Origin of the sequence: Bacillus sp. FSL P2-0069 (assembly GCF_038593315.1) — a bacterium.
Lineage (GTDB): Bacteria > Bacillota > Bacilli > Bacillales > Bacillaceae > Bacillus > Bacillus safensis.
Map to the genome: position 1 here is coordinate 1356140 of NZ_CP151984.1, position 18568 is coordinate 1374707.

Below are 18568 nucleotides of genomic sequence, written 5' to 3' on the forward strand. Positions count from 1 at the left end.
TTTTTGTGATTACACTTCCATAATAATCGGTAAGATCATTGGACGGCGTCTTGTTTTTTCATAAAGGAAAGGTGCAAGGGTGTCAGTAATTTCGTTCTTAATTTCAGACCACTGAGTTGTCTTACGTTCCATTACTTTTTCAAGATGCTTCGAAATTAAATCCTGTGCATCGTTGATCAGGTCTCCAGATTCTCTCATGTAGACAAAACCTCTTGAGATCAAATCAGGACCAGCAGAGATTTTGAATTCTTTCATGTCCATGCTGACGACCACAATAACAAGGCCTTCTTCAGAAAGAATGCGGCGGTCTCTTAAAACGATGTTTCCGATATCGCCAATACCGCTTCCGTCGATATACACGTTGCCTGATGGGATTTTGCCAGCGACACTTGCTTCGTCACCTTTCAGTGCAAGAACTTCACCGTTATCCATGATAAAGCAGTTTTCCTCAGGGATGCCGCAATCATTCGCAAGTTTGATATGCGTTTTTTGCATGCGGTATTCACCGTGAATCGGCATAAAGAATTTTGGTTTAATTAAACGGAGCATGAGTTTTTGTTCTTCTTGTCCGCCGTGACCAGATGTATGAATATTATTAAGCGAGCCATGAATGACCTCAGCGCCGGCACGATAAAGCTGGTTAATGGTGCGGCTTACACTAATATTGTTACCTGGGATCGGTGAAGATGAGAAGACAACAGTGTCACCAGGGTTAATGGAAATCTGGCGGTGAGTACCGTTCGCAATACGAGAAAGAGCTGCCATCGGTTCACCCTGGCTCCCAGTACAAAGAATGGTCACTTTGTTTGCCGGAAGGCGGTTGATTTCATTATGTTCAATAAACGTGTTTTTTGGACATTTAATATAGCCAAGATCTTGTCCAATATCAATAGCAGACTCCATACTGCGTCCAAATACAGCGACTTTTCTGCCGTTGGCAACAGCAGACTCAATCACTTGCTGAAGTCTGTGAATGTTTGAAGCAAACGTGGCAAAGATGATGCGTCCATCGACTTTTCTAAAGATGTCATCAATGCTTTCACCTACGCGTCTTTCAGACATCGTAAATTCTGGGATTTCACTGTTTGTACTATCAGATAAAAGACAAAGAACGCCTTCTTTTCCGATCTCAGCCATTTTGGTTAAATTGGCAGGCTCGCCAACAGGAGTAAAGTCAAACTTGAAATCACCTGTATGTACGATGTTACCAGGAGGTGTCTTCACGACAATTCCATAAGAATCTGGAATACTGTGTGTCGTTCTAAAGAAAGACACAGCTGTTTTTCTAAATTTAATGGTATCTTCTTCTTCAAAAATGTGAAGTTTTGTTTGTCTCAAGAGACCATGCTCTTCCAATTTATTACGAAGTAGGCCGATTGCGAGTTTGCCGCCGTAAACTGGAATATTCACTTGCTTAAGAAGGTAAGGGATACCGCCGATGTGGTCTTCATGTCCATGAGTGATGAAAAGACCTTTGATTTTATCTTCGTTTTTAACTAAGTACGTATAGTCAGGGATGACGTAGTCAATTCCAAGAAGCTCGTCTTCAGGAAACTTAATGCCTGCATCAATTAAAATGATTTCATCTTGAAATTGAACGCCATACGTGTTTTTACCGATCTCGCCTAAACCGCCGAGCGCAAAAACTGCCGCCTGATCGTTTTTAACAAATTTCATTCCTCTCATAGCTCCAATACTTTAAAATTTTCACTTTCTCGTTCATAGTCTAAAAAAGCACCGTCTACAGGCTGAATGAATTCAATGTTGTAGTTATGTTTTTTCAACTTATCGCGTACGTCTCTTTCAGAAACCGCTTCAACGTATAGTGAATCTGTGTGTTCTCTTACAGGTACCTCAGTAGTACTTGCCTGAAAAAATACCTTATATATCATCCAAATCTCTCCTTAAATACCGTATGTTACACTCGCTTATTCTATTATATTAAAAAAACGCGCATAAGAAAAGTCTCTGAGAAAAAAGGACCTTCGGCAAATGTGCGGAAGATCCTTTTAAGCAATTGATTTTTTGCGAAGCATGTCCTTCCATTGTCTTCGAATTTTCTTACGCAGACGACGAAGCATCACATGCCGCCTCCTTTCGGGTTGAAGTAAGCTTAACCAGTGTGTTCCGGTCTCTCTATATACTTGTATTATATGATGTTTCTATTGAATGTTACATGGTTATATGTGGGAAATAGGCGCTTTCAAAAGGAATTGGTTTCGAAAGCTGAAATCTTTCTGTATGATGAAAGGGAGTGTGTATACATAACGAAGAGCAGGAGGGCGAGATATGAATAAAAAAGTCATCTTCTTTGATATCGACGGTACTTTATATGACCATGATAAAAATATACCTGAGTCAACGAAGCGAGCGGTTCATTTATTAAAAGAAAAAGGTCATCATCTCTTTATTGCATCTGGGCGTTCTCCTTTTCTGATCCGGCCCATTTTAGAAGAATTAGGGCTTGACTCATTCATTGCTTATAACGGTCAGTATGTCATGTATGAGGGAGACGTTATTTACGGCAATCCGCTGAAGCAGGAGCTGATGGAGCGGATTTATGAGACAGCGGATCGTCATGATCATCCGCTCGTTTTTATGGGAGAAGAAACGATGAAGGCGTCTGTGCCGAATCATCCGTTTATCCATGAAGGAATCGGTACTTTGAAAACAGAGCATCCTGAGCACGATGTATCTTTCTTTAAAGAAAACGACATTTTTCAAATGCTGTTATTTTGTAAGGCAGAAGAGGAAGTGGAGTATAAGGCATTCCGCGAAGAAATTGACCTTGTCAGATGGCATGAGCTGTCAACGGACGTTCTGCCAAAAGGCGGATCAAAAGCTGAAGGAATCAAACGAGTCATCGAAAGACTTCCTTACGATCAAAAGGATACCATTGCCTTTGGAGACGGATTGAATGATAGAGAAATGATTTCGTTTGCTGGAACAGGCGTGGCGATGGGAAATGCTGTGAGTGAACTGAAAGCATTGGCTGATTTTGTGACAAAGCCGGTAGATGAGGACGGCATATTCCATGCAGTGACCCAGCTTGGCCTCATTAAAGAATAAAAAAAGAAGACCCTTAGATCGCGGGTCTTCTTTTTTATGTTATGATCTGCCGATCGCAACAGAGTTTTCTGGCTCAGCGAACGGCTGATCCTTTTGAATATGATCATAAAACATAATGCCATTTAAATGGTCAATTTCATGCTGAAAAACAATAGCGGGGAACCCTTTTAGACGGATATCAATGTCCTCTCCTTCAAGCGTAGTGGCCTTGACCCTGATTTTTTGATATCGAGGAACAAATCCAGGGATGGCTTCATCAACTGATAAGCAGCCTTCACCAGTCGCTAAATAAGCTCTTTTGACTGAATGGCTGACAATACGCGGGTTGAACAGAGCATAGCTGTATTCTTCTCCGTCTTCATCCTCACAGTGAACAGCGATCATGCGTTTACTAATATTGATTTGCGGAGCTGCCAATCCAACGCCGGGTCTTAGTCCGTATTTTTCAGCAATGTCAGCATCCTGACTGTTTTTGACGAATTCGATCATGTCAGCTAATTGCTGTTTTTCCTCTTCTGTCGGCGGGAGCTCGACCGCTTCAGCTGTTTGTCTTAAGACGGGATGTCCGTCCCTTACGATATCATCCATGGTAATCACAAAACTTCACTCCTATTTCCTTTGTATGTAAAGTATATAAAATGATACACAACATATGCAATGAAATAAAGAAGACCGGTCCTGTGAGACCGGTCAGAGGCTTAAACAGCCTTAGCAGCAGCCACCGCCGCCGCCTAAGAATGCTGCGCCAACGATAATTAATAGGATGAAAAGCACAACGATTAAAGCGAATGTACGTCCGCCGCCGTATCCGCATCCGTATCCACCGCCATAACTTGGGTAACAACAGCCGCCGCCATATCCGCCACCGAATCCATACCCGTAACCGCCGTATCCACCATACATACTTCCATGACTATAATTAGACATACTTTTGACCTCCTTTGGAAATACACTTGGCCTCTCATAAGTGAAGGCGAAGCGTGTAATATAAACTATGTATGAATGCACTATTTGTATAGTCATGCGCCTATTGCTTGAAAAAAATCTTCTCCGCCTCATCTGACTGACCTCTTTCCTTGTCACCAACGTCTATAAAAATTATAGTGGTATGTGGAGATGTAAAGGGGGCCTTGTGATGAGACAGATGAAAAAAAGCATGAAAGCAGGTGCTGCTTTAGCGGGGATATGTACCCTTTTGCTGACAGGGTGCGGAGGTCAAAATCCGTTCAATGATATGCAGGACGCGATGACGAAAATGAGTGAAAAAGAAGCATCCTTCGAAAAAGAGCAAGGTACACTGCAAAGCTATGAGGAAAAAGAGCAGAAGCTGTATAAAAAAATGATTCAAACAACAAAGGACCATACAAAAACAGTGGCAAGCCTTTCTGATCAGGCGTTAGCATCGGCAGCACAAAGAGAAGAACATTTAAAAACAGAAAAAGTCAGTATGGATGAATCGAAAAAAGAATTGAAAACAGTAAAGGAATCTGCTGCTCGATTGCAAGATGCGGAGTTAAAAGAGAAAGCAGATCAAACGGTCAAATCAATCGAGAAACGATATGCGTCATATGATCAGCTTTACAAGGAGTATCAAAAGGCGCTGAAACAAGATCAGCTTTTGTATCAATCTTTAAAGAAAAAGGATCTAGGATATGAAGAGCTGAAGTCAAAGCTGAAGACCGTGAATCGTTCATATAGCAAAGTCAGAAAAGAAAGTAAGAAGTTCAATCGATATACAGATCAATTGAATGATCATAAAACGGCTTTGTATAAAGCAGCAGATCAAGAGTCGAAAAAGAGCTGAAAAACAGCTCTTTTTTTATTTTTCGACAAAAACAAACATTTTCTATTGTAGTACAGTAGTACACTCTATACTAGTACAGATTAGGTTGTTTGTTAAACAGATTGATACAGTTCACCATAAAAAGTAAAGCGAATACATTTATTTAAATAAAGCCGTTAAATCAATTGACGGACTATTTTTCTTGTTGTAAACTATTCCTTGTTAACAGAAGTTGTATTAGTTTTTTGTGAACTATCGTTAATACAGTTATAAGGACTCAAAAACGAGTGATCAACCAATGTTTCGACAACGATCTTAGTGGCTATTATATACAGGAGTCATATGAGTATTTTGGGTTATCCTATATCTGTATGTATAAATGGATTCACGACAAATGGACTGTTAAAAGAAAGGAAGAGGTGACTTTAGAATGGCTGCAAAAACAAAAAAAGCAATTGTTGATAGCAAAAAGCAATTTGATGCCATCAAAAAGCAGTTTGAAACGTTTCAAATTTTAAACGAAAAAGGCGAAGTCGTAAACGAAGCGGCAATGCCGGATCTTTCAGATGACCAATTAAAAGAATTAATGCGCCGTATGGTGTTTACACGAGTATTAGATCAACGTTCAATTTCATTGAACCGTCAAGGACGTCTTGGCTTCTATGCGCCAACAGCTGGACAAGAGGCTTCTCAGCTTGCAACTCACTTTGCACTTGAGAAAGAAGATTTCATTCTTCCAGGATATCGTGATGTACCACAATTAATCTGGCATGGTCTTCCGCTAACAAAAGCATTCTTGTTCTCTCGCGGACACTTTGTTGGTAACCAAATGCCTGAAGATGTGAATGCACTTTCACCGCAAATCATTATCGGTGCTCAAATCATTCAAGCTGCTGGTGTAGCTCTTGGTTTGAAAAAGCGCGGTAAAAAAGCTGTTGCAATCACTTACACTGGTGACGGTGGAGCTTCACAAGGTGATTTCTACGAAGGTATTAACTTTGCAGGGGCTTACAAAGCGCCAGCGATTTTTGTTGTCCAAAACAACAGATATGCGATCTCTACACCTGTTGAAAAGCAGTCTGCTGCACAAACAATTGCACAAAAAGCAGCTGCAGCTGGTATCGTAGGCGTACAAGTTGACGGGATGGATGCATTAGCTGTTTATGCAGCAACTGCTGAAGCTCGTGAGCGCGCTGTAAATGGTGAAGGTCCAACATTAATCGAAACTCTTACATTCCGTTACGGCCCACATACAATGGCTGGTGACGATCCAACAAGATATCGTACAAAAGAAGATGAAAACGAGTGGGAGCAAAAAGATCCATTGGTACGCTACCGCAAATTCTTGGAAAACAAAGGCCTATGGTCTGAAGAAGAAGAGAATAAAGTGATCGAAGATGCAAAAGAACAAATCAAACAAGCGATCAAAGAAGCTGACGAACAGCCTAAGCAAAAAGTCACTGACTTGATTGAAAACATGTACGATGTAAAACCATTCAACTTAGTTGAACAGCTTGAAATTTACAAACAGAAGGAGTCGAAGTAAGCCATGGCGCAAATGACAATGATTCAAGCGATCACTGATGCGTTACGCACAGAACTGAAAAATGACGAAAACGTTCTCGTTTTCGGAGAAGACGTTGGTAAAAACGGCGGCGTATTCCGTGCGACTGAAGGATTGCAAAAAGAGTTTGGTGAGGATCGTGTATTCGATACTCCACTTGCTGAATCTGGTATTGGCGGTCTTGCTATTGGCCTTGGACTACAAGAATTCCGCCCGGTAATGGAAATTCAATTCTTCGGATTCGTTTACGAAGTATTAGATTCTGTTTCTGGACAAATGGCTCGTATGCGTTACCGTTCTGGCGGACGCTGGCATTCTCCAGTGACAATCCGTTCTCCATTCGGCGGGGGAGTTCACACACCTGAGCTTCACGCTGACAGCTTAGAAGGACTTATCGCACAACAGCCTGGTATCAAGGTTGTTATTCCTTCAACACCTTACGATGCAAAAGGACTTTTAATTTCTGCAATTCGTGACAACGATCCTGTAGTGTTCCTTGAGCATATGAAACTTTATCGTTCTTTCCGTCAGGAAGTTCCTGAAGAAGAGTACACAATTGAAATCGGTAAAGCTGACGTGAAACGTGAAGGTTCTGACCTTTCAATCATCACTTACGGTGCAATGGTTCACGAATCACTAAAAGCTGCTGAAGAGCTAGAAAAAGAAGGCGTTTCTGCTGAGGTTATCGACCTTCGTACAGTAAGCCCGCTTGATATTGAAACAATCATCGCTTCTGTTGAAAAAACAGGCCGTGCGATCGTTGTTCAAGAAGCACAAAAACAAGCTGGTATTGCTGCAAACGTAGTAGCTGAAATCAATGACAGAGCGATCCTTAGCTTGGAAGCACCAGTACTTCGTGTCGCTGCACCTGATACTGTATTTGCTTTCTCTCAAGCTGAGAGCGTATGGCTTCCAAACCATAAAGATGTACTTGAAACAGCGAAGAAAGTTCTTGAATTTTAATTAAATGACAGAGGGGAAAAGAATTTATTTCTCTTCCCCTTTATCAATTACATGACCGTGTAAATATACACAACAAGGGTTCAACAAAATCTAGGAGGCGAAAAACAGTGGCATTTGAATTTAAACTTCCGGACATCGGAGAAGGTATCCACGAAGGTGAGATCGTTAAGTGGTTTGTTAAACCAAACGACGAAATCAATGAAGATGACGTTTTAGCAGAGGTACAAAATGATAAAGCAGTTGTAGAAATTCCTTCACCTGTTAAAGGAAAAGTATTAGAATTAAAAGTTGAAGAGGGAACAGTTGCAACTGTAGGACAAACAATCATTACGTTTGATGCACCTGGTTACGAAAATCTTCAATTTAAAGGCAGCGAAGAAGAAGGCGAAGCAAAAACTGAAGCTCAAGTACAAGGTACTGCTGAAGCTGGTAACGAGCCAGAGAAGAAAGAAGTAGCACAAGAAGAAGCGGCAGCAGCAACTGGTGCAGGCGCACAAGAGCAAGTAGACGCTGATCCAAACAAACGCGTGATCGCTATGCCATCTGTACGTAAATATGCTCGTGAAAAAGGCGTTGAAATTTACAAAGTTGCAGGTTCTGGTAAAAACGGCCGTGTGTTAAAAGAAGATATCGACAGCTTCGTTAATGGTGGTTCTGCAGCTCAAGAAGCAGCACCTCAAGCAGCTGAAAGTGCGAAAGAAGAAGCAGCTCCTAAAGCGGCAGCAGCTCCAGTTCTTGAAGGAGAATTCCCAGAAACTCGCGAGAAAATGAGCGGAATCCGCAAAGCAATCGCAAAAGCAATGGTGAACTCTAAGCATACAGCTCCTCACGTAACATTAATGGATGAAGTTGATGTAACAAACCTTGTTGCACATCGTAAACAATTCAAACAAGTTGCAGCTGATCAAGGAATCAAGTTAACTTACTTGCCTTACGTTGTAAAAGCTCTAACTTCTGCTTTGAAAAAGTACCCAGTACTTAACACTTCTATCGATGATAAAACGGATGAAGTTGTTCAAAAGCATTACTACAACATCGGAATTGCAGCTGACACTGAAAAAGGCTTGCTAGTTCCAGTTGTGAAAAATGCAGATCGCAAAGCGATTTTCGAAGTTTCTAACGAAATCAATGAGCTTGCAACAAAAGCACGTGATGGTAAATTGGCTCCAGCTGAAATGAAAGGTGCATCTTGCACAATCACAAACATCGGTTCTGCTGGTGGACAATGGTTTACTCCAGTCATCAACCACCCAGAAGTAGCGATCCTTGGTATTGGACGTATCGCTGAAAAAGCGGTTGTTCGTGATGGCGAAATCGTTGCAGCTCCTGTCTTAGCTCTTTCCCTAAGCTTTGACCACCGTATGATTGACGGAGCTACTGCGCAAAATGCCCTTAACCACATCAAGCGTTTATTGAATGATCCACAATTAATTTTAATGGAGGCGTAATGTCATGGTAGTAGGAGATTTCCCAATCGAAACAGATACTCTTGTCATCGGTGCAGGTCCTGGTGGATATGTAGCTGCTATTCGTGCTGCACAGCTTGGACAAAAAGTAACAATCGTTGAAAAAGGAACACTTGGCGGTGTATGTCTAAACGTTGGCTGTATCCCTTCAAAAGCATTAATCAATGCTGGCCATCGTTTTGAAAATGCTAAGCATTCTGAAGACATGGGTATCAAAGCTGAAAACGTAACAGTTGATTTCACAAAAGTTCAAGAGTGGAAAGCTTCTGTTGTTAATAAGTTAACAGGTGGAGTTCAAGGTCTTCTTAAAGGAAATAAAGTAGACATCGTCAAAGGTGAAGCTTATTTCGTAGACAGCAACTCTGTACGTGTAATGGATGATAATTCAGCACAGACTTACACGTTCAAAAATGCAATTCTTGCAACTGGATCTCGTCCTATTGAATTGCCTACTTTTAAATACACAGACCGCGTGATCAACTCAACTGGTGCTTTAGCGCTTAAAGAAGTACCTAAAAAGTTAGTTGTTATCGGTGGTGGATACATCGGTACTGAGCTTGGTACTGCTTATGCAAACTTTGGAACAGAAGTTGTGATCCTTGAAGGTGGAGACGAAATCCTTCCAGGTTTCGAAAAGCAAATGAGCTCATTGGTTAAACGTAACCTGAAGAAAAAAGGAAACGTTGAAATCCATACAAACGCTCTTGCAAAAGGCGTTGAAGAAAAATCTGATGGTGTCACTGTTACGTTCGAAGTAAAAGGTGAAGAAAAAACAGTTGATGCTGATTACGTACTTGTGACTGTTGGTCGTCGTCCAAACACGGATGAGCTTGGTCTTGAGCAAGTTGGTGTTGAATTGACTGACCGCGGAGTTGTCAAAACAGACAAACAATGCCGTACAAGCGTATCTAACATCTATGCAATTGGTGACATCGTTGATGGACCACCACTTGCTCACAAAGCTTCTTACGAAGGTAAAATTGCAGCTGAAGCAATCGCTGGAGAGCCAGCTGAAATTGATTACCTTGGTATTCCTGCTGTTGTATTCTCTGAGCCAGAACTTGCAACTGTTGGATACACTGAAGCAGAAGCAAAAGCAGAAGGAATCGAAATCGTTGCAGCGAAATTCCCATTCGCAGCGAACGGACGTGCACTTTCTCTTGATGCAACTGATGGCTTCATGAAAATGATCACTCGTAAAGAGGATGGTCTAGTTATCGGTGCTCAAATCGCAGGTGTTGGCGCTTCTGATATGATTTCAGAGCTTAGCCTTGCAATCGAAGCTGGAGTGACTGCTGAAGATATCGCTATGACAATTCACGCTCACCCAACATTAGGTGAAATTACAATGGAAACGGCTGAAGTAGCAATCGGAAGCCCAATCCACATCGTAAAATAATGAAACCTATGAAACCCTCTCCTTGATGGAGAGGGTTTTTTTGGCGCCCTGAACACCCTATGAAAAACCCCTCATGAGGTGAGGGGTTTCAGCGTGTAGACAAACCCTCGCGTTCTTTGTCAGTCCTGCGCGCTGGTGCTCACGAATGTCAAATTCGCTCCGCAAAAGTAGCCGTCCTTCCTAGATTTCAAAGGTTTTCTATCACGCTGAAAAAAAGACAAAGAGCTAAAATAAAGATCATTTTAGCCCTTTGTCAACAATTTGAAACCCCTCATGAGGTGAGGGGTTTTTTCATATGGATATATATAAATGCAAGGTAAATATCATTAGTTTGTATTGACGCGGTCTAAAGCATGACATAAAGGCGATAAGATCTCTTGTTTACTGCGGACATTTCCTTCCACCTTCACGATCACTTTTTCATCATTGACAAGTAAAATAGCCGGCAGTTCATCAACTTCATTTTTCCACCCTTTACGATCTTCTTTCACAATCATTTTTGACATTTCCTTAGGGTATTCATTTTTTAAATCGAGGACTGCATCATAATAAGGGCTTTCTTTATCAAGGTTTTCTGCATCAGTAAAAAAGAGAATTCTCGGTTTTTGAATATGACGGACTTGGTCGGTCTGATTCGGTATGATATACGCAAATGAGCATGAACTAAGTACAAAGAGCATGGGGAATATAATGAGAAGTGTCCTGATAAAATTCAATCTATTCACCTCAAAATCATTTGGGGTTGTCCCAACATTTTTAGGAGCTTGTTCCCTGTTAGTCACTCTAGTGTATCATGTCCCTTTTGACAATTTTCGATTGTTACTCAATTGTTACAGAATTGATATGAAGCAAAATACAATTGAAACGTTCCCTCAATATGATAAGAAAAAAGCACATATTTATAAAAAATGATTAAATGTGTCATACAATTAACCGTTGACAACTTAAATGTGACATCATATTATAGAAATAAGAAATAGATCAAACGCTTTCAAACTATGAATGAAGAAAAGGGGAATGTACGTGGGTACAATTATTTGTCAAGATTGCAATGAAACCATTGATCAATTTGAAAATGAAAAAGTGACAACGCTATACGGAACGTGTGGTCACTGTCATTGCTGTGATGAAGCCTCTGAATAAATAAAAAAGCATGCAGCTCCATTTGGGGCTGCATGTTTCTTTTTTATAAAATTGGTTTTTGTTCCTTAATCACACGGATCATTTCAAGCGTTGAATCTTCAGGTCCTTGGACAGGGAGACCAATTTCAATATTTTTAAAGATATACGATATATTTTCTTCTGTGATAATTTCACCTGGTATAAAAATCGGAATACCTGGCGGATACACCATCACAAACTCTGCGATAATGCGGCCGACTGCTTCCTTAAATGGAACGACTTCCGTTGTAGCGTAAAAGGCGTCACGCGGCGTCATAGCAAGCGATGGGATCTCAGGCAGCAGCACTTCCGTTACTGCTTGTTTGCCGCTCTCACGAGTAGAGGCTGCGGCAATTTCCTGCATCGCCGTCACGAGCGTATCAATTGTCTCATCTGAATCGCCAGGGGTAACGATACATAAAATGTTGTAAAGGTCAGAGAGCTCTACTTCAATTCGATAGCTTTCTCTCAGCCATTTTTCGACATCATGTCCGTTTAACCCAAGGTCTTTAATGGAGATAATTAATTTCGTTGGGTCATAATCGTAAGTGGAAGCTGAACCGAGTACTTCCTTGCCAATGCAGGTAATGCCTTCAATTTGATTCAAACGGTCTCTCGCTGATTCAGCCAAACGAATGGCTTCTTGAGCTAGTGCCTTTCCTTCAGTGGCTAATCGTTTTCGAGCGACATCAAGTGACGCTAAGAGCAAATAAGAAGTGGACGTTGTCGTCAGCATACTCAAAATCGATTGCACTCGGTCTTTTGAAACAAGCCCTTCCTTCATATTTAAAATAGAGCTCTGCGTAAGAGAGCCGCCGAGTTTATGGACACTTGTTGCTGCCATGTCGGCACCTGCCTGCATCGCAGAGAGGGGAAGCTCATCGTGAAAATGTATATGCACACCGTGTGCTTCATCGACAAGGACAGGCACATCAAATGAATGGGCAATGTCTACGATTGATTTTAAGTCTGCTGAAATACCAAAATACGTTGGATTAATGACAAGCAAACCTTTCGCATCTGGATGCTCAATGAGCGCCTTTTTGGCTGATTCAGGTGTAATACCGTGAGAGATGCCAAGTTCTTTGTCTATTTCTGGGTGAATAAAAACAGGAACTGCGCCAGAAAATACAATCGCGGACATAATTGATTTATGGACATTACGCGGAACGATAATTTTATCTCCAGGCCCGCATACCGTCATCACCATTGTCATGATAGCGCCGCTTGTGCCTTGAATGGAGAAAAACGTATGATCAGCACCGAAGGCTTCAGCAGCAAGCTCCTGTGCTTCTTTTATCATCCCTCGAGGTGAATGTAAATCATCGAGAGGTTCTATATTAATGAGGTCAATGCTTAATGCATTGTCGCCAATGAATGCTCTAAATTCAGGATCCATTCCGGCTCCTTTTTTATGGCCTGGAATGTGAAATTGGACTGGATTGGTTGCTGCGTGTTTTTTTAGTCCAGTATATAAGGGTGTATCATGTTGTGACAATTGCTTTCCCACCTTCATCGAAATACCTGCTATTATTGTGCCAATTACAGCAGATTTCATTGCATAAAACAAAAGAATTATATTATGAACTGATCGGAATGTAAAGCATAAAATCAATCGGTTTCTGATCAAACAGATGCTATAATAAAAGTTCAAATGAGAAATGAGTGTTAAAGTGAGGGACAAGTAAATGGAATATCAATATCCAATGGATGTCGACTGGACGACAGAGGAAAAAATTGCGGTCATTTCATTTTTTCAGGCTGTTGAAAAAGCCTATGAAAAAGGAATTGCGAAGCAGGAGTTATTAGATGCTTATAAACGATTTAAAGAGGTTGTGCCATCAAAAGCAGAGGAAAAAACGCATTGTGCGGCTTTTGAAAAGGGAAGCGGGTATTCCCCTTATCGTGCAGTGAAAACCGCAAGAGAGGCAGAAGAGACAGCCGTTATACGCATGTAAAAAACGAGCCTATAAGGGCTCGTTTTTTTATACAGATTCTTTTTGTGTGAAGCGGTATAGATACGTCAGCGTGCGGAAGGCATTTTCGATTTTCGATAGGAATTCTTCATTATTCATTTGAACGACTTCCTCTCTAGGCAGCTGGATGCCGCATAGAAGCTCGGCTTTCTTGACTGTTTGAACACGTTCAAAAAGCGTTTTCAGCTGTTCGGAATCTAGTTCGCTGTGCCGCATGACATCTGGTTTCATATGATCTTTAGACCAAACAAAATCTTGCGGTATTTTCTGCTGGATGGTGTCTAGCTCTTTTTCAAATAGCTGGCCGTACTCACCTTTCACTGGAGATTCATAAATGAGCGCAAACCAGACAAAGACATGTGTTTTCCAAAGCCCAACTTGAAAATGAGGGAGCTTTTTATATCCGCGCTTACTGTTTGCAAAAGCAACCCAAGTATCATTTGGCGGGTTGACAGATCTTCTAGCATGCTTTGCGACGTGTACAAACATTTCGTCTCCTGTAATAGAAGAAAGAAGTGGTGCAAAATGTTCGCCAAGTGCCTCAAGCTTTGGACGGACTCTTTCTTTTAATACAGTCATTCGTTCATCTAAACCATCAACTGTGAATGTTTCAAAATCTTCATCTCTAAAACGCATTTCACTCATGTTATGCCTCCTGTATCTTTTCGCTGATCATATTTTATCATAGCTTGGGTCAAGCTCAAAAAAAGATGCACCGTCAGATAAAAGATTGTAAAGGGCGTGGTGCAGCGTTTAAAACCTTTCATTATGTGGTACATCATTAATAGGTAAAGACACAATTTTCAGAATGTCGTTGCGGTTATGCGATCGCTTCATACGATATAAGCAAGAACCATTTCTCTTATCGATTGAATTTTTTATCAATGAAAACTGACAAGGAATGAATCATTCTCTGGAAGGGGCGTTGACCAATGAAGCAAATCGTGAAGCAGGGCTATAGACAGGAGAAGAAAAATCGCATCGCTGTGTGGAGATTAGAGGTTGATTATGAGCTTTCTACGCTTCATGAAGCCATCGAACAAAAAGATGACATCCAAATCGAACGCAGCAAACGAAAGCTTGAGCGCCTAAGAAAAGAATGGGAGCAGCTTCAAGGGTAAAACAGGGTGAGGTAAAAACGAACCAATTCATCGGTTCGTTTTTGTATGAAGCTGCTTTTTTCTTGCTTTTACGTACATAATATCAGTATGCTATTACAAATAGGTCCTACATAGAAAAGAGGTTTACAATCTGATGACAAACTGGGTGGAAATTGACCGTCTTGCAAAGCTCTGGGTAAAAGAAGCAGGGAGCCGTATTAAAGCGTCCATGCAGGAAGGTCTATCAATTGAAACAAAATCAAATCCAAATGATCTAGTCACGAATATCGATAAAGAAACAGAACGTTTTTTTATTGAAAAAATACAGTCGACATTTTCAGATCATCACATTTTAGGAGAAGAGGGACAAGGGGAAGATGTCACCTCACTCGACGGAATTGTGTGGATCATTGATCCGATTGATGGCACAATGAACTTTGTCCATCAAAAGCGCAACTTTGCCATTTCAATCGGGATATTTGAAAATGGTGTGGGGAAAATCGGTCTTATTTATGACGTCATTCATGACGAGCTCTACCATGCCATTAAAGGAGAAGGAGCCTATATGAACGATATCCTGCTCCCTCCATTAAAAGATGTGGAGATTGAAAAAGCCATTGTGGGTATTAATCCGACATGGGCGATTGAAAGTCCTTATTTTGACGCCAAACCATTTGCCCGTCTAGTGCGTGACGTGAGAGGGACACGAACGATTGGATCAGCTGCCCTTGAGCTTGCTTATATTGCAAGCGGCAGAAGTGACGCATATGTCACCTTAAGGCTTGCACCGTGGGATTATGCAGCGGGCTGCGTGCTGCTTGATGAAGTAGGGGCCGTTTACTCAAATATTCACGGAGAACGTCTTACGTTCCTAGACAAAAACAGCATAGTGGCTGGAAATCGATCCATTTGTGAAAAAATCTTGCATGATTACATAAAAGGAAGCGGAAATAAAAAATAAACGACATCACTTCATGAGAATGAAGTGATTTTTTGTTTTTCCTGAAACTTTTTGGTAAGGCGAATGTCTATACGAATGAGGCCTTAATTTCATGTAAAGGATTGTGTATCAATGTTTGATTTGTTTAGTGATTTATCGCTCCATTTTGAAAGGTATTTTATTTTAAATGAGTACAGTATCCACATCATTCAATGGTGTGTACTTGGACTATTTGTCCTTTTCGTGACACTCCCCATATGGAAAGAAAAGAGGAGTAGTTATGTATTCTATGCTGGTATCGTATTAAGAGTAGTGCTATTAGGCGGGATGACAGTTGAAATGATCCACCAAGTCCTGTCTAGACAGTATACGATCGAAACATTTGAAGTGCTGACAGATTTCATGCAATTTCTCATTTATGGGTACGTCTTGCTTGCATCACTGTACTATGTCATTACTCTTCCTTATTTAAAAAATAAAGGTATGTTCTTTGCTTTTGATTTATCTGTATTACTTCTGCCTTTATGTCAAACAGTGTTTATTGTGTTTGCTGAAAGCAAAAAGTTCTTTCTTAGCAGTGATACGGGGTTAGTATGGAGAGATATGATCACCATTTTGGCTATGGCTTGCTTTGCCGCTTTGCTGCTCCACCTTTTCTTTCGCTTGTTTTGGCATTGGAAGTGGAAGGAATTGCTTTTGTTTTATATCTTGATTTTCGCAGCCTTGCTTTATATATTTTATCCTTCTATTTCGAAGTATGAGCTTCAATCTACATTTAAATCGATTGTCATTTTAGTAGCAGCGGCAGGAAGCTTTATGACGATTGATTTGTTATCTGCTTTACTACGGGACAAGGTGAGATTAAGGCAGTGGGGCGCTGGTTGTATAGCTGTCTTTTTTCTGCTATTACTCAACCCGATTGTCAATATTCCTCATACCATGCTCCAATTCACCAAAACGGAACTGGTAGATACTTTTTCAGAAGAATATCGCCCTTTATCAGCAGTAAGTGCAAAAGCATTCGCTTCAAAATTTGTACCAGAGGATCAATCGCTTTATTTAAATGCTAGTCATCAGCCTATCCCTTATCATTACGTGTTTGCAGATGATCAGTATGAAGTGAATATTTCTGCGTTTACAGGCGATTTAAGCGGATATTCTTATCGAGGTCGTGTAGAGGGGAAGGAACTGACCGATAAAGAATATAAGAAAAAAACCATTGAATTTTTCGAAAGAAGCGGGCGGTCAATCGATCTACAGCGCATTCAATTAGCTGTAAAAAAAGAGGACGGAGAGACGAATGTTCTTCTTCTGCCAAAAATGTCTCAGAATGAACGTGACAGCTTTGCGTTTGCCACTTGGAAAAAAGGGACCCTTCGACAAGCGCAATACGAAAACGCCATCTTTCAATTAAAGGATATAGACGGCTTCCGTTTAACAGAAACTGAGATAAAAAACAGGGTCAACAGTATTTATCAAAATTTAAATCTAAAGCCGCCAGTATATCAAATCACAGGCATTGATGATTTTTATTATGATTGGCAGCATGAAGTGAGGGTCACAACAAAAGATCAATCGGAGTTTCTGTTTAATGGCTCATCAAAAGAACTCATCAGCTTCAAGTTGTCAAAAGCGTTTCTTCAACAGAAAAAAGAGAACGTCAGCGATGAAGATTTGTTAAAAATCATAGGGAAAAAGCCAAAAGACGTAAGAAAAGTAACAGGCACTAGTGAAAGTAAACAATATATATTTAAACGCTCCTCTCATGTCGTCAATCTGTTTAAAGGGGATGATGGAATTGAGTTGAGAGTACAAGCAGATTCTTCAATCCCGCACGCAGTATCTAATCAAGATCGGGAGGGGGTCTATCAGCAAGTACTTAAAAGGTATAAACCATATACGATCTATAAAAAACAAATAAAACCTGTGAGGATGATCGACAAAGAAGGGAACATCGACATTTCATGGCTTGTCATTATACAAACCTTCGGATCAAATGAGCATAAAATCTATGAAATGAATGGGCGAACAAAAGAGGTGCATCGTTTTGACAGATAAAGAAAAACAAGCCATCTTTCAAGACTTATATGAACTGTATCAAGAAGGGGATCTAGGAGCCGAGGCAGCCAGCTGGATGAAGGCACACGAACAGCAATTTCAGCATACGGCCGCGGGAAGAAAGCAGTCTTCAGCGCCGATGGAAAGCCATAATGACTATGACGAGTTAAAACGCATGAAAGGGTTTATTTACTCGTTATACTTCTTTTTTATCGTTTTATCGATTTGGATGACTGTGTGGTTTTATTTTTGATGTCCAGACCAGCCGACCAAATTGAAAAAATCTATGAAGAATATTTTCAGGAAATCACCAAATATTTATATCGCCGGACGGGAAATATGGAAACGGCCAAGGACCTTGCGCAAGACGTATTTATGAAGGCACTGCATGGGTTGTCCTCCTTTAAGGGACATTCTAGTATGAAAACATGGCTTTATACCATTGCGTATCACACATTTGTGAATGACTATCGCCGAAAAATAAAATGGACTTTTACGAACGTAGAAGAAATGGATTTCTTAGAGCAGCAGTCGTTCACAACACCAGAAGATTACATCGAAACACAAGCCGACATAGAAAGGCTGTGGCATCATATTCATCAGCTGAAGGATTCATATCGGGATGTCCTCATTTTAAGAGATATTCAAGAATTATCATATGAAGAAGTAGCTGAAATTTTGAATTGGACTTTATCTAAAGTCAAAACAACCCTTCATCGAGCGAGATTAGAGCTGAAGCGAATGCTACATTGTGAGGAGTTCAATAAATGAGCTGTTATTTGATTGAAGAATTGTTACCACTTTATATAGAGGGAGACACAAGTGCAGAAACAAATAAAATTGTTGCAGAGCACATACAATCCTGCGAAAGCTGCCGTCACCTTTATCACGAAATGAAAGAGCCAATAACCCTTATACAGGCTCCTGATCTCGTGCCATATATAGATGAAAAGGAAGAAAAAAGAAAATTTGAAAAGCGCTACTATGGTAAGCTGCTTTATCGAGCAAGTATCGCGTTTGGTATAGGGTACGTCATGATGATCATTCTTTATTGGCTGAAATAAAAAACCCCCATCTGGATGAACCAGG

At 40.7% G+C, this 18568-nt stretch carries 21 protein-coding genes; 14 read left to right on the top strand and 7 right to left on the bottom strand.

The features are described from left to right. Positions 1 to 9 precede the first annotated feature (9 nt). Together rnjA and NSQ34_RS06890 are read right to left on the bottom strand one after the other, a co-directional pair. The gene (gene rnjA / locus NSQ34_RS06885) at positions 10 to 1677 is read right to left on the bottom strand and encodes a ribonuclease J1 (RefSeq protein WP_012009818.1); all 1668 of its coding nucleotides are present in this window, start codon (positions 1675 to 1677) and stop codon (positions 10 to 12) included. Between the two features lie 5 nt (positions 1678 to 1682). Then, positions 1683 to 1892, bottom strand: a complete 210-nt coding sequence (locus NSQ34_RS06890; protein ID WP_008345114.1) for a DNA-directed RNA polymerase subunit epsilon — start codon at positions 1890 to 1892, stop codon at positions 1683 to 1685. Between the two features lie 397 nt (positions 1893 to 2289). On the opposite strand from NSQ34_RS06890, the gene NSQ34_RS06895 reads away from it, so the two are divergent. Then, positions 2290 to 3069: a Cof-type HAD-IIB family hydrolase gene (locus NSQ34_RS06895; protein ID WP_081124342.1), complete on the top strand. Its 780-nt coding sequence runs from the start codon at positions 2290 to 2292 to the stop codon at positions 3067 to 3069. A 39-nt stretch (positions 3070 to 3108) separates the two neighbouring features. Here NSQ34_RS06895 and def read toward each other — a convergent pair whose 3' ends face one another. After that, positions 3109 to 3666: a peptide deformylase gene (gene def / locus NSQ34_RS06900; RefSeq protein WP_024424751.1), complete on the bottom strand. Its 558-nt coding sequence runs from the start codon at positions 3664 to 3666 to the stop codon at positions 3109 to 3111. Between the two features lie 111 nt (positions 3667 to 3777). Continuing rightward, the gene (locus tag NSQ34_RS06905) at positions 3778 to 3972 is read right to left on the bottom strand and encodes a YjcZ family sporulation protein (RefSeq protein WP_141545650.1); all 195 of its coding nucleotides are present in this window, start codon (positions 3970 to 3972) and stop codon (positions 3778 to 3780) included. A gap of 232 nt (positions 3973 to 4204) precedes the next feature. On the opposite strand from NSQ34_RS06905, the gene NSQ34_RS06910 reads away from it, so the two are divergent. From NSQ34_RS06910 to lpdA, 5 genes are all read left to right on the top strand, one after another. After that, positions 4205 to 4873, top strand: a complete 669-nt coding sequence (locus NSQ34_RS06910) for a YkyA family protein (RefSeq protein WP_098676858.1) — start codon at positions 4205 to 4207, stop codon at positions 4871 to 4873. A gap of 409 nt (positions 4874 to 5282) precedes the next feature. Beyond that, the gene (gene pdhA, locus NSQ34_RS06915) at positions 5283 to 6398 is read left to right on the top strand and encodes a pyruvate dehydrogenase (acetyl-transferring) E1 component subunit alpha (protein ID WP_024424754.1); all 1116 of its coding nucleotides are present in this window, start codon (positions 5283 to 5285) and stop codon (positions 6396 to 6398) included. A 3-nt stretch (positions 6399 to 6401) separates the two neighbouring features. After that, positions 6402 to 7379 (top strand): pyruvate dehydrogenase complex E1 component subunit beta, encoded by a 978-nt coding sequence (gene pdhB / locus NSQ34_RS06920; RefSeq protein ID WP_012009824.1) that lies wholly within the window; start codon positions 6402 to 6404, stop codon positions 7377 to 7379. Between the two features lie 107 nt (positions 7380 to 7486). Further along, on the top strand, positions 7487 to 8827 hold the full coding sequence (locus NSQ34_RS06925) for a dihydrolipoamide acetyltransferase family protein (protein WP_024426891.1): 1341 nt from the start codon (positions 7487 to 7489) through the stop codon (positions 8825 to 8827). Positions 8828 to 8831: 4 nt separating this feature from the next. After that, positions 8832 to 10244 carry a dihydrolipoyl dehydrogenase gene (gene lpdA / locus NSQ34_RS06930; RefSeq protein ID WP_024426892.1) on the top strand — a complete coding sequence of 471 codons (1413 nt, stop codon included), beginning with the start codon at positions 8832 to 8834 and terminating at the stop codon, positions 10242 to 10244. A 326-nt stretch (positions 10245 to 10570) separates the two neighbouring features. On the opposite strand, the gene NSQ34_RS06935 is transcribed toward lpdA, so the two are convergent. Then, positions 10571 to 10969: a hypothetical protein gene (locus tag NSQ34_RS06935; protein ID WP_342501058.1), complete on the bottom strand. Its 399-nt coding sequence runs from the start codon at positions 10967 to 10969 to the stop codon at positions 10571 to 10573. A 298-nt stretch (positions 10970 to 11267) separates the two neighbouring features. Between NSQ34_RS06935 and NSQ34_RS06940 the strand changes: the two genes are divergently transcribed. After that, on the top strand, positions 11268 to 11387 hold the full coding sequence (locus NSQ34_RS06940) for a GapA-binding peptide SR1P (protein ID WP_003212464.1): 120 nt from the start codon (positions 11268 to 11270) through the stop codon (positions 11385 to 11387). 43 nt (positions 11388 to 11430) lie between these two features. Here the strand turns inward: NSQ34_RS06940 and NSQ34_RS06945 are convergent, their stop codons facing one another. Beyond that, positions 11431 to 12903, bottom strand: coding sequence for an aminotransferase class I/II-fold pyridoxal phosphate-dependent enzyme (locus tag NSQ34_RS06945; RefSeq protein WP_024424758.1), 1473 nt, complete (start codon positions 12901 to 12903; stop codon positions 11431 to 11433). A 190-nt stretch (positions 12904 to 13093) separates the two neighbouring features. On the opposite strand from NSQ34_RS06945, the gene NSQ34_RS06950 reads away from it, so the two are divergent. Further along, the gene (locus tag NSQ34_RS06950; RefSeq protein ID WP_034281639.1) at positions 13094 to 13363 is read left to right on the top strand and encodes a UPF0223 family protein; all 270 of its coding nucleotides are present in this window, start codon (positions 13094 to 13096) and stop codon (positions 13361 to 13363) included. Between the two features lie 27 nt (positions 13364 to 13390). Here NSQ34_RS06950 and NSQ34_RS06955 read toward each other — a convergent pair whose 3' ends face one another. Next, a complete protein-coding gene (locus tag NSQ34_RS06955; RefSeq protein ID WP_176967458.1) occupies positions 13391 to 14026 on the bottom strand; it encodes a DUF1054 domain-containing protein in 636 nt (211 codons plus the stop codon). Positions 14027 to 14313: 287 nt separating this feature from the next. Between NSQ34_RS06955 and NSQ34_RS06960 the strand changes: the two genes are divergently transcribed. From NSQ34_RS06960 to NSQ34_RS06985, 6 genes are all read left to right on the top strand, one after another. After that, positions 14314 to 14502, top strand: a complete 189-nt coding sequence (locus tag NSQ34_RS06960) for a hypothetical protein (protein ID WP_024424761.1) — start codon at positions 14314 to 14316, stop codon at positions 14500 to 14502. A 133-nt stretch (positions 14503 to 14635) separates the two neighbouring features. Further along, positions 14636 to 15442 (top strand): inositol monophosphatase family protein, encoded by an 807-nt coding sequence (locus NSQ34_RS06965; protein WP_070325783.1) that lies wholly within the window; start codon positions 14636 to 14638, stop codon positions 15440 to 15442. Between the two features lie 111 nt (positions 15443 to 15553). After that, the gene (locus NSQ34_RS06970; RefSeq protein ID WP_176967457.1) at positions 15554 to 17479 is read left to right on the top strand and encodes a hypothetical protein; all 1926 of its coding nucleotides are present in this window, start codon (positions 15554 to 15556) and stop codon (positions 17477 to 17479) included. Continuing rightward, positions 17469 to 17732, top strand: coding sequence for a hypothetical protein (locus tag NSQ34_RS06975; RefSeq protein WP_070325785.1), 264 nt, complete (start codon positions 17469 to 17471; stop codon positions 17730 to 17732). The genes NSQ34_RS06970 and NSQ34_RS06975 overlap by 11 nt, the downstream gene beginning before the upstream one ends. After that, positions 17732 to 18250, top strand: coding sequence for a sigma-70 family RNA polymerase sigma factor (locus NSQ34_RS06980; RefSeq protein ID WP_061109971.1), 519 nt, complete (start codon positions 17732 to 17734; stop codon positions 18248 to 18250). The genes NSQ34_RS06975 and NSQ34_RS06980 overlap by 1 nt, the downstream gene beginning before the upstream one ends. Next, positions 18247 to 18543, top strand: coding sequence for a zf-HC2 domain-containing protein (locus tag NSQ34_RS06985; RefSeq protein WP_061109793.1), 297 nt, complete (start codon positions 18247 to 18249; stop codon positions 18541 to 18543). The genes NSQ34_RS06980 and NSQ34_RS06985 overlap by 4 nt, the downstream gene beginning before the upstream one ends. Positions 18544 to 18568: the final 25 nt, after the last annotated feature.

Bases quoted from the DNA above. Each gene is read 5' to 3' on its own strand.
- rnjA (WP_012009818.1), bottom strand. From the start codon at position 1,677: ATGAAATTTGTTAAAAACGATCAGGCGGCAGTTTTTGCGCTCGGCGGT.
- NSQ34_RS06890 (WP_008345114.1), bottom strand. From the start codon at position 1,892: ATGATATATAAGGTATTTTTTCAGGCAAGTACTACTGAGGTACCTGTA.
- NSQ34_RS06895 (WP_081124342.1), top strand. From the start codon at position 2,290: ATGAATAAAAAAGTCATCTTCTTTGATATCGACGGTACTTTATATGAC.
- NSQ34_RS06905 (WP_141545650.1), bottom strand. From the start codon at position 3,972: ATGTATGGTGGATACGGCGGTTACGGGTATGGATTCGGTGGCGGATAT.
- NSQ34_RS06910 (WP_098676858.1), top strand. From the start codon at position 4,205: ATGAGACAGATGAAAAAAAGCATGAAAGCAGGTGCTGCTTTAGCGGGG.
- pdhA (WP_024424754.1), top strand. From the start codon at position 5,283: ATGGCTGCAAAAACAAAAAAAGCAATTGTTGATAGCAAAAAGCAATTT.
- pdhB (WP_012009824.1), top strand. From the start codon at position 6,402: ATGGCGCAAATGACAATGATTCAAGCGATCACTGATGCGTTACGCACA.
- lpdA (WP_024426892.1), top strand. From the start codon at position 8,832: ATGGTAGTAGGAGATTTCCCAATCGAAACAGATACTCTTGTCATCGGT.
- NSQ34_RS06950 (WP_034281639.1), top strand. From the start codon at position 13,094: ATGGAATATCAATATCCAATGGATGTCGACTGGACGACAGAGGAAAAA.
- NSQ34_RS06955 (WP_176967458.1), bottom strand. From the start codon at position 14,026: ATGAGTGAAATGCGTTTTAGAGATGAAGATTTTGAAACATTCACAGTT.
- NSQ34_RS06960 (WP_024424761.1), top strand. From the start codon at position 14,314: ATGAAGCAAATCGTGAAGCAGGGCTATAGACAGGAGAAGAAAAATCGC.
- NSQ34_RS06965 (WP_070325783.1), top strand. From the start codon at position 14,636: ATGACAAACTGGGTGGAAATTGACCGTCTTGCAAAGCTCTGGGTAAAA.
- NSQ34_RS06970 (WP_176967457.1), top strand. From the start codon at position 15,554: ATGTTTGATTTGTTTAGTGATTTATCGCTCCATTTTGAAAGGTATTTT.
- NSQ34_RS06980 (WP_061109971.1), top strand. From the start codon at position 17,732: ATGTCCAGACCAGCCGACCAAATTGAAAAAATCTATGAAGAATATTTT.
- NSQ34_RS06985 (WP_061109793.1), top strand. From the start codon at position 18,247: ATGAGCTGTTATTTGATTGAAGAATTGTTACCACTTTATATAGAGGGA.